Origin of the sequence: Fictibacillus marinisediminis, from assembly GCF_023149135.1 — a bacterium.
Classification (GTDB): domain Bacteria; phylum Bacillota; class Bacilli; order Bacillales; family Fictibacillaceae; genus Fictibacillus_C; species Fictibacillus_C marinisediminis.
The window spans coordinates 1727986-1741861 of record NZ_JAIWJX010000002.1 but is presented as its reverse complement, the minus strand read 5'-3'; the positions used below and the strand labels follow the sequence as shown (position 1 = coordinate 1741861).

The following is a 13876-nucleotide window of genomic DNA, read 5'->3' as shown; positions in this document are numbered from 1 at the left end:
TTTAGGAAACTCAATTATTTTGATTTAGGTCACACGATACTCCCAGTGTTGTTATATTTAATGAAGGCAAATTAAAAAACCCTTTCCACGGGTTCAATTGTTTCTTCTCTCTTTTCAACAATCTCTTTTTGTTCAGCTTTCTTTTGGTACCTCTTTAACCATGGATTTTTCTCTATTGCACTATCGGAGATTTTCCTTGGTTCTTTTTTTGTCTTCTCAACAATGTTATTTTCAGGTTTCTCTTGCTCCGCTAGAATTTCAGCAGCTGATCTTTTTGGAGTTTCTTTTTTCTCAATTGGAATGGATTCTTGTTGTTCAAGGAAGAAGTCTTTTGGAGTTTTTGTTCCTTTCTTTTGTATCAAGTCTATTTTAGCGGGTTTATATTCCTTTAAAGGCTTTGTGTCTTGCGGGGATTCGATCTCCTCAACGTAACTCTCTTGTGGTCTCTCATAACTCTCATGTGAGATACTTTGGAGCGTGTAAGTGTTTGCTTCACGTTCATGGTTAAAAATCTTCTCTCCCGTCTTCTTATGAAGCAATCCACGTTCAACCAATCCTTTGACAACATTTTGTGCGGTGTTGGTGCTCACATTAAGGACTTCACCAATAAAGGCAAATGGCATTGATCTTCTCTTGTGCTTTGCACTCATGATAAAAGCGACAAGATATAATTCCTCGGGACTCTCAATAAGATCAAGCCATTGTGAAGGAAGTTTTATAAATGGTTCCTCACAAAAGTAAAATTCAATGTCAATAACTCCGTTTTCTTCTTCAAACTTAATCACTTTCTTTTTTTGTAAATTCACAAGAAGTTCCTTAATTACTTCCTTGTTTCGTCTTGGTTTTTTATACAAGATTACTCTCTTTGAAAGAATGTCCAATGAGGTCTCAAGGACTCCGTTTGACATGTTTCTTTTTCTCAATTGCGTATACAAGAACAATTCTTGCGTTGTAAGTCTATTCTTATTTTCCGTGTGGAATAGGTGGTGATAAATAATAAGTTCCATTGGTTCTTCTCCTCTCTTTCTTTTATTTGTTCATGTTCTCATTAAGTTTTGACATGCGGTTTTTGAAGTTCTCAACACTCGTAAATTCCTCATACAAACGATTCAATTTAACTTGAACATTATGACTTATTGCTTTTTCTCCACGTAAAATACGAGCAATATAGTCCTTGTGAAACCCAAGTAAGTCTCCAAGTTCCCTTGTGTTTAACTGGAACTCCTTCATAAACGTTTCGATCTTTTCAATTGTGAAGTTGATTTTCATAATAATTTCTCTCCTTTTTGTTTTAAATTGACTACCCAATAAAGTCTTTAACAATAAAAAAAAACACGAGATTTTTACTCTCATGTTTCCTCATACTTATAAGGCTTCTATATGCGTCCCAATACAACCCCACAATAAAGTCACAACACAAGATAGAAGTTGTTAAACAGAACATAGTTTTTAATTATGTTGATCCTTGTAATTAAAAGATTGTTGCAAAGCAACGAGCCGAAGGCTCAATTTATATCTTTTACCTTTAATACAAAACCATAATCATTCACAACGTCCTCGTGGACAACACGGTGAACATTATCCTTGTAAATATTTACAAATTTTCTTGTAATAGGTCTCTTGTATTTTATGAAACCTTGAATAAACGTTAAATTATAACCTTCCACAAAGTATTGCAAAGACCGTGATCCAATGTATTTCAAATCTTGTTCCTCGGTTTTAATCTTCCTAGCGTCAATGTGAGGTGTCCATTCAACGTCCTTTACGTCCTCCAAGATTCTCTTTCCAAGAGTTGAAACAAGTTCTTCCTCAAGATCGTCAAGAGGGTACTTTAACGTTGCTCTCAAGCCATTATTGTCTTGAACTTCTATGATTAAATGATTCATGTCTTTATCACAAGATATAATGTCAACTTTGGGAACCGTGACGTAAGACAACTCAAGTTCTAGTTTTGAGAATGTGAGGTCAAGTACACAATTACCTTTTGGCGTTTGTCGTGGTTGAAGTATTCCTTTATCTTTCAATTTAACAATACGTTCGTACACGGAAGAAATTGAAAGACCAATCTCGGAAGCAATTTTTTGTGACTTGCTCCGTGTTCATACATTGATACAATCTTTTGATTAATTGCGTCCAAACGATCAACCTCCTAGTTTCGTAATTAAACATTCAATCATTTTGCTTTGTTGAGAACCCGAGTTCCACAAAAATAAATACGTTAGCACAAATAATAAAAATTCCATTGGATTTCTTCTCCTCCTTTGTCTTATTCCAACTTACAAAAAGTAAGAAGGTTCGCAAAAATAAAAGGCTCCCAAAAGAGGAACCCTTTACTCAATTTCATCAACGTCAATCTCAATGATTTCACGTTTTTCTTTTTCAAGGTCAAAGACGTGTTCTTGCTTCACATTTACGTCAAGTTCATTCTTGAACTTCCCTTGTGTTTTCATAATCATTTCAATAACTTTAATTTTGTTGGACTCACTATGAGAAGTTTTTAGTATCTTTTTCATTTCAAGTACCGCAATTGTGAATGTTTCCGATAAGATTTGATTTGAGACCTCGTGCATAAACATTTGTGCTTCATATTTTCTCAAAAACTTGTAAAGCATTGTGCGGGAAATTTCAAACTTCTCCGCTATTTCCTTTGCGGTCATTCCCGTTTGATCCTTGAGAACATACATTAAACACATTTGACGTTGTCTCATTGGTAACGTGGAGTATTTTGGATTATCTAATGGAATGTTCTCAAATTCCTCCAAGCGTTCATCATACGAAGACAAGGAAGGAACATTGTCCTCCCTTGGTTGAATGTTACTCATATTACTCACCACCGTTGTCATTGTCGTTCTCAAGTTTCTTGTCTTGTTCAAGTCTCCATTTTAAGTATCCAAGACGGAGTTTGAGAGCATGGCTCAAAGAGTCCTCGTCACTCTCAAGAAGTGCTTTCTCCTCGTCCGTAAGTTCCACGTTCTCCTCACCTTTGGAAACCTCTTTCCCGTCAACTTCTTTGAAGTCCTTTTGCTCTCCATAACCTTCACGTAAGAGATCAAGATGTTTTGTATCCCGTGGTTTAATTTCAATTTCATGAGTCTTTTTGTATTCATTATTGTTTTCCATTACTTCTTACTTCCTTTCTTTTGAATTGCTTCACGGTATTTCTTTTGGGCTTCCGTTCCGCCGAACTCAATTTCACCCGTAAGTTTAAATAGAAGGAATGTGAAGTTTTGTTGAGACTCCTCGTGGAATAATAAACGGTAATCTTCTAAACCGACCATATGAGAAGGCATTGCAGCTCTACCGTATCCCGTGTCAACAACATTTCTATTGTTTGCATTTGCGGTTTTCTTTTGGTGAGCATTTCCATGAGCAAGGATAAACAAGTCAATTTCCGTTAATGCTTCTTGAGACTTTGCGTTTGCTTCCTTTACCGCTATCTCAAGTTCCATGAGATACTCAAAGCGTTTACGTGTAAGTTCTTGAGTGACTTTATTTCCCTCAACCGTTAACTCCAAGTGTGTCTCATGTCTTAATTGAACCGCTTTTTCAACAATCTCAACTTTTTGTGCTTCCAGCTGCTCTTCAAGTTCTTCTTTCATTTGAGTGAGTGATCTTACATTGTCCCAACATTCATTTTCTTGTGCGTCTTTCTCAAACACTTCTTTTTTGTTCTCCACAAAGTTCTTCATGAGTTCATAACGTTCACGTCTTAATGAACCCGCTTTTTCTCTCAAACCAGCAACTTGAAAATCAATCTCCTTCACATTTATTTGCAAGTCTTCAATTTGTTTTTTTAGTTTTTGCAATTCCTTATTTGCCATTTTCAATCTCCCTTTCCATATGTTCTTTAATTATTTTAATAATTTCCGCTCGTTCCTTTGGGTGGTGTGAACGGTCATACAACTCAATCAAAATACGTAAAATTCTCATTACAACAAACCTCTCTTTCTTGCAATCTCCAAGACTTCTTCAAGTTTGACCCCCATTTGCTTCAACTTATATTTCACCGCTTGGTCAAATTTTGTTGAAACTTCATATGAGTGTTTGTTAGCTTGTTCCGTTCTTAAAATATGAGACTTAGAGAACCCGAGCATATCTCCCCACTCACCTTGCATTACTCCAAGTACAAGACGTATTGCCCGTACTTCCTTTTTCGTCAATGGTCTTTCCACGTTCATTCATTCCTCTCTTAAATGTGTTTATTAAGAATTACATTCACTATAAAAAATAAGGAGAAGAACAGGAAAGAGCGTCCCCTCTCCAAGTCCTCCAATGGAATGAGAATAAGTTTGTGCTTACTTATCCTCTACCTTATAAGCAGCTATGACCCACTCCGCACAACCCAATGTAATTTTAGATAAACACATTTGATAATTAGTCTTGTTTTACTTAGGCTTTAGGCTTTCAGAATGGACGAATTTTAGACGAAAGAAGACAAAGAAAAGTCTATTATTATGACAAAAAATGAGACCTCCATTGGAGATCTCATTGAGCGACTTAATACGAATTTTGACATTCCTCCCACAAAGAAGAGTGTTCAAGCCTGTCAGAATGGCTCACAATCAATTTGAATATATCCATGAATATATTTGTATTTCCTCGTCCTTAAACTGTCAGAAACAGTTGCTGGATATATCAACAAATAGAGTCTCAAATATAATAATGAATATATTTTTGAAAATATAGTAGTACAAGGAAGACAACACAAGTTTGAGGGATTCTCCAAATTTGTTTAACAATGTAGCGTATGGAATGTGGAGTTTGGAGAAGAATTTGAGACCGCCACGGTGAAAGTTGAAACGGAAGGGAGCGGAACCTTATTACCAGTTTCTTTAAATCAGTTCCACAATATATCTTTTATATAAGTATCCACAATGATCCCCGAGGTCTTTCAACTTTGGTGATACCAGTTTCTTTAATACCAGTATTTATTTAATTAAGTTATTGTGGTTCTTTTAAAATTTAATTTCTTTTATTGTAATTATTCTGGACGTTAGTCCAGTAATCTTTATTATCTATTACTTGTTTATCTATTACTTGTTTATCTCCTTACCAAATTTGGCTGATTTCATGTCCCTTTTTTGGTACATGAAGGGCAAAAATGTGTCCCTTTTTTGGTATATGAGAGGCTGTTTTTTGTACCTTTTTTGGTATTGGGTATTACATTCAATGAGTTTCATACCAAATTTGGCTGATTTCATGTCCCTATTTTGGTATTGGGTAGTACATATAAATTACAAAACTTAGGTTACGAAATCGCAGACAAGGTTTACAACTTACGAAAAGTAAGCGTCCGCAAGTCGCCAAACGGACATTTTAGAGTGACGGTTAAAATATTTGAATTACATTGAGAAACTTGATTTTAATTGAGAATAAAAAAAGAGAGATCATTGTGACCTCTCCCTTAACTTGCGGTGAAACGTGGCTTTACTAATTCCCGTTATTGTACAAATCTCTTTCACGGTCTTTCCATTGTTGTCTCTATTGTCATACAATTCAAAAGCATGTTGGAGACCTTTGTTCTTCACCGTGTACTTTTGTGGTCTTCCCTTGTAAACTCCTCTTTGTTTAGCAAGAGCAATTCCTTCCCGTTGTCTCTCCTTGATTAGTGAGAGTTCAAATTCCGCTATCCCGCTCAACATTGTGACCATAAGTTTTCCCATTGAGGTTGAAGTGTCTAATTTGTCTCCTCCCATGTTGAGAACCACAAGTGAGACTCCCTTCTCCTCAAGTTCCTCAATGACCGTGAGAGCGTCCTTTGTGGAACGTGCAAAGCGATCTAATTTTGAGACAACAATGGAGTCTCCCTTTTGAACCGTGCTCAACAAGGAAAGGAACTCCGTGCGATCCTCCTTGTTCTTACCACTAACCTTCTCCTTGTATATCTTGGTGCAACCGTGCTCCTCAAGAGACTTTACTTGTGCGGTTAAATCTTGACCGTTTGAACTTACCCTTGCATACCCGTAAATCATTGTGTTCCCTCCCTTGTATTATGAGACACTCATATGAGACCTTCTAAACCAGACAGTATCAACACCATTTATTAGTGTCAATAGAGTAAAGCCATATGAGACTTTATATTGTTAGTAACACCTTGTGAAGCAATGTGTGACTTAGCTTATGAGAGCTGTCAGATTCTTTTATATAAAGAGATAACACGGTTTAAGGTAAGAGCCTTTAGAAGCATTGTGAAGCACTTCAGAAACTGAAATTGTGGCTCAAGGAGTTCACAAGGAAGATCAACAATTTAATTGATTTATAAAGCACCCCTACACACGGCGGGAGTACCCCTCTTTTCTCCCACAACAAGGTTCTAAAAAATACACACAATTTTTTTAAGGTGAGGGATACATTGTAGACAAACGGTATTAGCAACACTATAAAATGAAGAAAGCTATATGGTTTCTTATCGGTGTTGTCATTTCTCTCCTATGGGTTCTCCATTGTTGATTGGAGAACAAGCGACGTTCCTAATAGGGAGCGACTTTAAAAATTCTTTCAATACAATTGAATACTTCTCTCATGATTTCCTTGTAAAAGGAATAGGAGACCTCCCATTGTTCTTTCGTGTTCGAGAGAACAAAGCGAAGCACGGTTCTTTGTACCGTATCCTTCAACTCATTCGGTGTAATAAGAAAACCCTCCCTATGTTTCCTTTGTGGAAGCACGGGGAGGGATTTTTTTTGTATATAAAAAGAGCCGTCCCAATAAGAGACAGCTCATGTATTATTCAAGTGTTCCAACCATTGCTTTCAAACTAAAAATCTGTGTATAAAAGATATAAAATGTATCTGAATCAGATGCATTTAACTTATCAAATAAATCTTGTACTTGTTTTTCGAGCATTGTTTGACCCATGCTGTAAAGGAGGTAAATATCACTCTTTAAATAATCAATTGCGATTTTATAAATTGCTTGAACTTTAGAATCCAAGTCTTGTAGAACATTCATATCGTACCATTGACCATTTGTTGCTTCATTAATTTTTTGTTGTAAAAATAAAAGGAATTCCTCAAGTGTTTCAATAAATCTCTCTATATTGTATGTGTTCATTTATCTTCACCTCATTATAAATTTTAAAGTAATTTCAATTACCACTCCTATCTTTGCCTTCTCCTATTCCCGCCAAAGTTTGAAAGTATAGAAGGCTTATATCTTCATAATTACTTTTTTTCATAAATTTATACTAACTCATTTTTTTAACCCAAAAGTATACTTTTTGTGTTTAAAAAGTATAGATTTTGTATTCAAACAAAGCATTATTGAATAAGGGTTTCTTGAATGTTTGGCGGCTTTCTTCATACTACCCACATTCTGATTTTCCTATACACAAAAAGAACCAATCATATTCGATTGGCTCGTATATTTCATATAGAAGCTGGAGACGCTATTACTTTGTAACTTCTTCTTTTACGGTTTCAACAAGTTTAGGTGTTTCCGTTGTAGCTTCGGGTAAAATAGCATTGATTAGTTCGTCTTTTGGAATGAATTGTTTAATTTCTTCGGGTAATAATTGTAATCCCATTGCAGCCAAAAATGCGGTTGTTTTCGGATACCTTGTTCCCCATGTATACATTTTAGTTCCAAACGATTTAATCCAACCTCGTTTTGTTAATAGTTCAACTTGTGACTTTAATTGCTCTAAATCTTTTTTCATTACTTCTATTTCATTTTCAAGGTTTACTTTATTCGCCATTTCTTCCCTTAACTTTTGTTCAAAATCAAACTCAAGGTTCTCTAGCTTTTCTTTAAGATATTCCCCTTCTTCTTTAGAGAAATATTCATCTGGAATTTCATTGAATTTTTCTTCCATCACTGTAAATCTTTCTTTTGTTTTTGTAAATTCTCTTGCGAATGGAGTGTAAGACATTTCTTCTTCCATTGCTCTAAGCCAACTTGTAATGTCTTCCACAAGAGTGCCTCTAGTTTTTACATTTTTACTTTCGTTTTTAACAACAATCCCTGGACAACGGTCTAAACTTATTTCTTCTCCAGGATTTTTCTTTAAAGTAAATGAGAAATAAAAATCTTCAATATATCTATAAGTAATTTTCACATGAACAGAATGATAAGATTCCGAAATATCAATATCAAAATCATTTTGTGAAAATGTAAAGTTATTTAATTTTTCCGTTATTAGGGCTAAAAATGAATTTCTAAGCATTAAATCTTCTCCTCTACAACAAATCTATTTCTCTATAATTCGCCGAAAAACGATAAATACCTGCAAAATTATGTAACTACTTCCTCGTTTTTCAACAAGTTAGTCCATGCAATTGATTTTAAATATGTATAATCAATGTAATAACGGTTTTGAAAATATTGCTCTTTCCAAGAATTTATATGGAGTGTAATGTCATGACTAATTATCTCGTTATCATTTGAACTAATAGGAATTTCAACCGTTGTATCATAACAATCCTGTAAATAGCATTGAATCCACGCTTGTACTTCTTATTACCCGATATGTAAAGTTGTGCTTTAACTAAATCATTCTCTATGTATAATTCTAACCAACCAATAATGTCATTGAACTTCCATGAATAATAATCTCGTTGTCTAATACGAAATTCCATGAGTTTAACCTTAGTTGGTTCCACTCCATTTAAAGATTGTTCCAAGTTTTGCTCAAATTCTTTATCCCACTCTTTCGGTGAAATACGGTATATAGGCAATGCGGTAATCACTTCCATTAAACCCCTCCTTACTTCCATAGTTTAACATTAAATAAAGAGCCAATCATACATTTTATAGTACAATCGGCTCATATACTTACTATTTTCTTTTCAACTTCTTTATTGCTTCAATAATCTTCTTATCGTTTGGATATAGTTTCAACAAATACTTCAAGACTTTAAGTTGTTCTTTTTCTTTACGTTTCTCTTTCATATTAGATCATTTAATGGATTACTTTGATCAATGGTTTCTTTTAACTCATGTGCAAAAAAACCAATATAGCCTTGTGTAACTGTGATTTTAGAATGTCGAGCCAATAATTGAACTTCTCGTAAGTTCGCTCCATTCTTCAACAATCCCTTGATATAAAAGTTCCTCATACAATGTGGAGAAAAGTCACCTTGTATCTCAAGAGTTTTCTTTAAACTTGAAAAAGTTTTGTATTCCGTTTTTAGTGAGCCTTGTTCCATTCCTTGTGATAAACAATGGTTGAGGAGGTTTATTAAATTTCTTATCAACGAATAACTTCCAATCTAACAACTCTCTTGCTAATGTATCCGACAATGGAACACTTTGGTGTTTCCTAGTTTTGCTTTCAAGGATTGTAATAAGAGAGTTTGTGAAGTCAATGTCCGTCCAATTTAATCGCTCAATCTCACTCAAGCGACAACCCGTTCCAATCATGAATAACACAAGAACGTAATTTCTCCGTGACTCAAAGGTGTTTTCCCGTCTCTTAACTCGTCTTAAATGAGATAGAACAAGTTGAATATCTTCTTGTCTAACGATCTTGGGAACCGTATCCTCCCTTACCGCTTTAACTCCTTTGGTAAATTGTTGTTCAACAAGGCTCTCCTCAACTAACCACCTTGAGAACGCACGAAGTAACTTCAATTTTGTATTAATTGTCTTTGGTTTGTTTCTATTGTCCGCACATTGTCTCAAATATTGTTTGATTACAAGCGGAGATATGTCTTCAACTTGTTCAATTCCTTGAGTGTTCAACCATTCATTCCAAGACTTGAAGAAAACGTTATACGAGGTCAACGTTGACTCCCTTAAACCTTCAAACTTCCTCTCAATCAAAAACTCTTTTTGCAATGATTCCACTAACATAAAAAAACCTCCTTGGAAACTCGTGTAGAGTTCAAGAAGGTTTAAAAAGAGTCCTATGTAAGAGCACTACCCAAAATTTCATTGGTTCGTAACTCAATGTCAGTTATATCAAGGAATGGTGACCCGAGAGGGGTTCGAACCCACGACCTCTACCCTGTCAAGGTACGTTATAAGAAATCGCTCAGTCAACGTCAGTCATTCGCCCAGTCAACGCCAGTCGGCGCAAGGTATTCAGCGTGTATTCCTTCTGATTCGATTAAACTCATTATAAACGCATAAGCTGAACCGTGCAAGACGTCTACGCTCTACCCTGCAATCATAGCAGTAATACGGATGAATTTTTGTAGATAGATTCACTAAAGGTTTGCAAGCTTTTATTCCATTTATAACGCAAACCTTCGATTAAATAATTTATTTAAAGAAAGCATTATATTTTTTCTTGACATACCAATGCTATTTAAGACCATTGCATAATATAGCCACTCTAGGATAAATAGATCAAGAATAACAAGAGAATCCATCTCTTGATCAATATTTCCATGAGCTATATTGTTTCTATGAAGTTGAATCCGATCAGCTATCTCCAAGTACTTATATTCTTCTATGTTATTTAATAAATATAAATCCTTAATGAAAATTTCTAACACATCATCAAATTCATCCAATGCTTTTTGTATTTTATCTGATAAAGTTGAATCACTTCTTAAAACAAGACTTTTGGTACTTTTAAAATACTTTTTCTTTTTCCCGGTATTTTGTTCGATTTTTTCATCAAGAAAAGAAATTATTTCCTCTCGTTGTTCTTTATATTTGTCTTCTTTTTCCTGTTCATCCTTATGTAAAAACCTATATTGCCATTCAAATCCAGCAGTAACCATTATAAAGCGAGATGGAGTTGTTACCTTATTTTCCTTTGAATTTTTAGGTATATGAGTTAAATAGATTTTGTTCGTAATTACCTGGTCAAATAATAATCCAATATGATCTTCAATTAATGGTAAATCAATTAATCGTTCGCGAACTATTTTTTCTTCTTCAGAATGTTTATCCATATTATTGATATTCCTGATCATTAGTTTACCAACATTTCGATACTTTCCAGTGTTGTTATCTTTCTTCTTTAAAGTAATTCGGTTTATTCTGCAATTCCTTCTGTATGTAATCAAGCTCAAAAACTGGGTCGTAATGTATGATAGTTTTTCGACTATATGAAAGCAATTTGTAGCTTTAAAATAAAAATTTAAATCTGTTCTTAATTTTAAAGGTAAGGTTGATCCTAAAGAAATTGTCCTAGATATATTAAGGTTTCCATTAATTTTTTGATCTTCGAAGCTAAAGTTAAACTCTTTTGATGTGTTTTCATAAGGTTTAACGATCACTTCTGCCTGGCCAGTAGAAGGTGTAATTCTATGTGAATACGAATTACTTACACTATGAAACCAATTAAGTTCGTCAGCATTTATTTGTAATCCATCAAATTTAGATTCTTTTTGATCAAAAACTATATAGGATAATAATTTTGCATTGTGAGTTTTTGGCCCAGATTGATCTAAAGAATAAATGTTAAAAAGTATCTCCTTCCCATTTTCAAATTCTATACCTTTAAGAAGATTTATGCCGTCTTTTAAAATTGAATCTGGATTTAAAAAAAAGTCTAAATCATTAATATAAATTTCATCTCTATTTTCAATTTCTTCAATTTCAAGATCAAATTCCATTAGTTTAAACACGCAATTTTTTTCTTTATATTTCAATAAACCTGTGATCAAATGTGAGTCCTCCCTTTTAACTTTAATTTATTGCGTTTAAAACTTTTGGAGATAGCTTATTCAATAGTTGCTTGTATTCGATAATATAATTTTCTTCGAAGGTCTTCAACGTCAGTCCATACAATATGATTATATTGGCGTGTATCGAAATGAACATCTTTCAAATGATCTTCTTTACATGTCCAGATAACTGGCATTCCCAGCCCTAAAGCATATCCTGCTTCAAAATATACCCCGCCTCTGTGTCCAGTGACATCAGCCACCAAAAACTTACTCTTTTTAATTTCTGAGATAATTTGATCATCGATTTTTTCATTATGTTCTTTCCAGTCTATCCTAAATGGTTCATATCCAGATTCCTTTATTGCAGCTTCAAATCCATCCCCGACAAACTGATCCATCTGTTTATCAAACCACATTGCTATAAACACTTGTTTAGTGTCTTCCTTAACTTTTTTTTCCAGTTCCGAAACCCTGTTCCAGCCTTTTGCAGTTACTATAATTTCTCCTGGAATTGATGTCTCACTTTGAATGTAACCATCTTCAGATAATTGTTTTAGTATAAAAAAAGTAACCTTTAAGTCTTTAATTTCTGAAAAGAAAATAGGGTAACTGTCCTCTGTTATATGTACTGGTGAACTTGGAAATGAGGACAAGTTAACTAGGTTTTGTAAAGTGCGATCAATACGGTCAGATACAGTTCTAGGAAAAAGACTTAGTAAATTATCTATTGTTATTCCATTCTTTAAAGCTGCCCTCCCCAATGTTACCGTGTATACTAGTCTGTTTTTGATACTATTTTCTCTTAAGACAGCTGAAATTTTATTTTTTTCAACTTCATCTTTCATTATGAAAAGTTGACTCTGGGCTTCGTGGGAAATATTAAAAAGACCACACCTTGTACAATCCACACCGTAGACATCATTATGATTAACTTCTCCTAAAGAAATTGCGTATTGATCACACACTGGGCACATGTATAAACTAGACATTTAACTCCCCCATAAATTTTTATTTTCAAGGGATATTTTACCACAAGTCTATGCTGTTGTATTTAAAGCGAAAATATCTTTTCGACGTAAGCCAATTAGTAATTTGCAAAACAAAATATAAACCAGCCCACGGCTCATATCCGCAAGCTGGCGCACGTGTTATTTTATGCGACGATCCTTGATGCGCTGGTATAGCTTCCGACCAACGTCCTCTCTGCTTCTCGGCTTTGGTGGCGACTGACGGCCATTACCTGGCGATGGATCCACGCCCTGGGATCGCTCTGATATTCTCAACTCACACAGCAGACGATCAATTCCGGACTGGATCTCGTCGACCGTTTCTGCGCCTTCTATCCATTGAAGTGCATTTGACACATCTTCTGGATCGCTGATGCCTGCTGTTGCAAGTGCAGACATCTTGCGCAAGCTGATCAGTTCGGATTTCTCGTCCGCTGTTAATGGTTCCGACTGTCTGTCGTCATCCTGGGCGCCCGGATTTTGGCCATTCGCGCCTGGCTGCTGCTGATCGGCAAGTGCTGGATCTGTTGCGCCTGGCTGTTGATCATTTGTTCCCAGCATTAACGTCCACTCCTTCGCGCTTCATAAGCCTTTAATGCCCGATAAGCTGCGGCCGGATCACCGTCGCGTTTGATTGCGTCCAGATGCTTGCTACGTGTCACAAAGTCGCGCATTCCAGGATGGCTGTCGGCACAGGTTGCATGTATGCGACGCAAGATTTCCTTCGACGCCGGATCTGATCCGGCTGACTCTGCAATGTTTGCGATGTGCTTCAGGATCTCGATTCGAACGCCATCACCCACAGCTGCGACTTGCTTTTCGAAGAGGCGTAGAACGCTGGCTGGATCGGATGAAAACGCAAGCTGTGCGGACAAGGTTCCCAATACTAAGCTGGCGGCTTCCTTGTCTTCGGTTTTTACTTCGATCGGCTTCACACTTGCTTGCGCCAGATCCATTTCTGTCAGTTCGATTTCTTGCGCAAATTTCTTTTCAAGATCCGCGATGTCCGAATCCAGCTGTTTGCTGATTTCCTTCAGTAAAAATTCACGTTCAGCCGGGTTGTCGGCGTAACGCGGACTTTCCGATATTTCCTGGCGCTGCTCTTTGTAAGCTTCGACTTTCTGCGCAATGTTCTGCGTGACAGCTGACAGTGACGGGAAGCGTACTTCCTCCAACTTGTGTGCATGGTCTGGTATCGTTGCGGGATCCACATTGTAGATCTTGTCTGCCTCGTATCGATCGCCCGTGCTTGCCGTGAAGCCTTCTCGGATATAGTACTGTGAAGTCTTTGCAGGTATGTTCATT

15 protein-coding genes and 1 pseudogene are annotated in these 13876 nt (G+C 35.8%); all 16 read right to left on the bottom strand.

The window, feature by feature from the left end; translation table 11 throughout:
• Nucleotides 1-71: 71 nt before the first annotated feature.
• On the bottom strand, nucleotides 72-1007 hold the full coding sequence (locus LCY76_RS09450; protein ID WP_248252438.1) for a hypothetical protein: 936 nt from the start codon (nucleotides 1005-1007) through the stop codon (nucleotides 72-74).
• 22 nt (nucleotides 1008-1029) lie between these two features.
• A complete protein-coding gene (locus tag LCY76_RS09445) occupies nucleotides 1030-1269 on the bottom strand; it encodes a DUF1441 family protein (protein WP_248252437.1) in 240 nt (79 codons plus the stop codon).
• Nucleotides 1270-1505: 236 nt separating this feature from the next.
• On the bottom strand, nucleotides 1506-1886 hold the full coding sequence (locus LCY76_RS09440) for a hypothetical protein (RefSeq protein WP_248252436.1): 381 nt from the start codon (nucleotides 1884-1886) through the stop codon (nucleotides 1506-1508).
• Nucleotides 1887-2330: 444 nt separating this feature from the next.
• On the bottom strand, nucleotides 2331-2822 hold the full coding sequence (locus LCY76_RS09435; protein ID WP_248252435.1) for a phBC6A51 family helix-turn-helix protein: 492 nt from the start codon (nucleotides 2820-2822) through the stop codon (nucleotides 2331-2333).
• Between the two features lies 1 nt (nucleotide 2823).
• On the bottom strand, nucleotides 2824-3120 hold the full coding sequence (locus LCY76_RS09430) for a hypothetical protein (protein ID WP_248252434.1): 297 nt from the start codon (nucleotides 3118-3120) through the stop codon (nucleotides 2824-2826).
• Nucleotides 3120-3821: a hypothetical protein gene (locus LCY76_RS09425; RefSeq protein WP_248252433.1), complete on the bottom strand. Its 702-nt coding sequence runs from the start codon at nucleotides 3819-3821 to the stop codon at nucleotides 3120-3122. Before LCY76_RS09425 ends, LCY76_RS09430 begins: the two co-directional genes overlap by 1 nt.
• Before the next feature lie 108 nt (nucleotides 3822-3929).
• Nucleotides 3930-4178, bottom strand: coding sequence for a hypothetical protein (locus LCY76_RS09420; protein ID WP_248252432.1), 249 nt, complete (start codon nucleotides 4176-4178; stop codon nucleotides 3930-3932).
• A 1209-nt stretch (nucleotides 4179-5387) separates the two neighbouring features.
• A complete protein-coding gene (locus LCY76_RS09415; RefSeq protein ID WP_248252431.1) occupies nucleotides 5388-5972 on the bottom strand; it encodes a recombinase family protein in 585 nt (194 codons plus the stop codon).
• Nucleotides 5973-6726: 754 nt separating this feature from the next.
• Nucleotides 6727-7053: a hypothetical protein gene (locus tag LCY76_RS09410; protein ID WP_248252430.1), complete on the bottom strand. Its 327-nt coding sequence runs from the start codon at nucleotides 7051-7053 to the stop codon at nucleotides 6727-6729.
• A 337-nt stretch (nucleotides 7054-7390) separates the two neighbouring features.
• Nucleotides 7391-8164, bottom strand: coding sequence for a hypothetical protein (locus tag LCY76_RS09405; protein ID WP_248252429.1), 774 nt, complete (start codon nucleotides 8162-8164; stop codon nucleotides 7391-7393).
• Nucleotides 8165-8366: 202 nt separating this feature from the next.
• Nucleotides 8367-8693, bottom strand: a complete 327-nt coding sequence (locus LCY76_RS09400) for a hypothetical protein (protein WP_248252428.1) — start codon at nucleotides 8691-8693, stop codon at nucleotides 8367-8369.
• Between the two features lie 192 nt (nucleotides 8694-8885).
• A pseudogene (locus LCY76_RS09395) lies at nucleotides 8886-9792 on the bottom strand (tyrosine-type recombinase/integrase).
• A gap of 383 nt (nucleotides 9793-10175) precedes the next feature.
• Nucleotides 10176-11561, bottom strand: coding sequence for a hypothetical protein (locus LCY76_RS09390; protein WP_248252426.1), 1386 nt, complete (start codon nucleotides 11559-11561; stop codon nucleotides 10176-10178).
• Nucleotides 11562-11617: 56 nt separating this feature from the next.
• Complete coding sequence (locus tag LCY76_RS09385; RefSeq protein WP_248252425.1) at nucleotides 11618-12553, bottom strand: hypothetical protein; 936 nt, start codon at nucleotides 12551-12553, stop codon at nucleotides 11618-11620.
• Nucleotides 12554-12712: 159 nt separating this feature from the next.
• The gene (locus tag LCY76_RS09380) at nucleotides 12713-13132 is read right to left on the bottom strand and encodes a hypothetical protein (protein WP_248252424.1); all 420 of its coding nucleotides are present in this window, start codon (nucleotides 13130-13132) and stop codon (nucleotides 12713-12715) included.
• A complete protein-coding gene (locus tag LCY76_RS09375) occupies nucleotides 13132-13875 on the bottom strand; it encodes a hypothetical protein (RefSeq protein ID WP_248252423.1) in 744 nt (247 codons plus the stop codon). The genes LCY76_RS09380 and LCY76_RS09375 overlap by 1 nt, the downstream gene beginning before the upstream one ends.
• Between the last annotated feature and the right edge of the window lies 1 nt (nucleotide 13876).

What these genes read in the sequence shown, in the direction of transcription:
- LCY76_RS09405 (WP_248252429.1), bottom strand. Translation starts at nt 8,164, where the DNA reads ATGCTTAGAAATTCATTTTTAGCCCTAATAACGGAAAAATTAAATAAC.
- LCY76_RS09440 (WP_248252436.1), bottom strand. Translation starts at nt 1,886, where the DNA reads ATGAATCATTTAATCATAGAAGTTCAAGACAATAATGGCTTGAGAGCA.
- LCY76_RS09400 (WP_248252428.1), bottom strand. Translation starts at nt 8,693, where the DNA reads ATGGAAGTGATTACCGCATTGCCTATATACCGTATTTCACCGAAAGAG.
- LCY76_RS09375 (WP_248252423.1), bottom strand. Translation starts at nt 13,875, where the DNA reads ATGAACATACCTGCAAAGACTTCACAGTACTATATCCGAGAAGGCTTC.
- LCY76_RS09415 (WP_248252431.1), bottom strand. Translation starts at nt 5,972, where the DNA reads ATGATTTACGGGTATGCAAGGGTAAGTTCAAACGGTCAAGATTTAACC.
- LCY76_RS09420 (WP_248252432.1), bottom strand. Translation starts at nt 4,178, where the DNA reads ATGAACGTGGAAAGACCATTGACGAAAAAGGAAGTACGGGCAATACGT.
- LCY76_RS09435 (WP_248252435.1), bottom strand. Translation starts at nt 2,822, where the DNA reads ATGAGTAACATTCAACCAAGGGAGGACAATGTTCCTTCCTTGTCTTCG.
- LCY76_RS09430 (WP_248252434.1), bottom strand. Translation starts at nt 3,120, where the DNA reads ATGGAAAACAATAATGAATACAAAAAGACTCATGAAATTGAAATTAAA.
- LCY76_RS09450 (WP_248252438.1), bottom strand. Translation starts at nt 1,007, where the DNA reads ATGGAACTTATTATTTATCACCACCTATTCCACACGGAAAATAAGAAT.
- LCY76_RS09380 (WP_248252424.1), bottom strand. Translation starts at nt 13,132, where the DNA reads ATGCTGGGAACAAATGATCAACAGCCAGGCGCAACAGATCCAGCACTT.
- LCY76_RS09425 (WP_248252433.1), bottom strand. Translation starts at nt 3,821, where the DNA reads ATGGCAAATAAGGAATTGCAAAAACTAAAAAAACAAATTGAAGACTTG.
- LCY76_RS09445 (WP_248252437.1), bottom strand. Translation starts at nt 1,269, where the DNA reads ATGAAAATCAACTTCACAATTGAAAAGATCGAAACGTTTATGAAGGAG.
- LCY76_RS09410 (WP_248252430.1), bottom strand. Translation starts at nt 7,053, where the DNA reads ATGAACACATACAATATAGAGAGATTTATTGAAACACTTGAGGAATTC.
- LCY76_RS09385 (WP_248252425.1), bottom strand. Translation starts at nt 12,553, where the DNA reads ATGTCTAGTTTATACATGTGCCCAGTGTGTGATCAATACGCAATTTCT.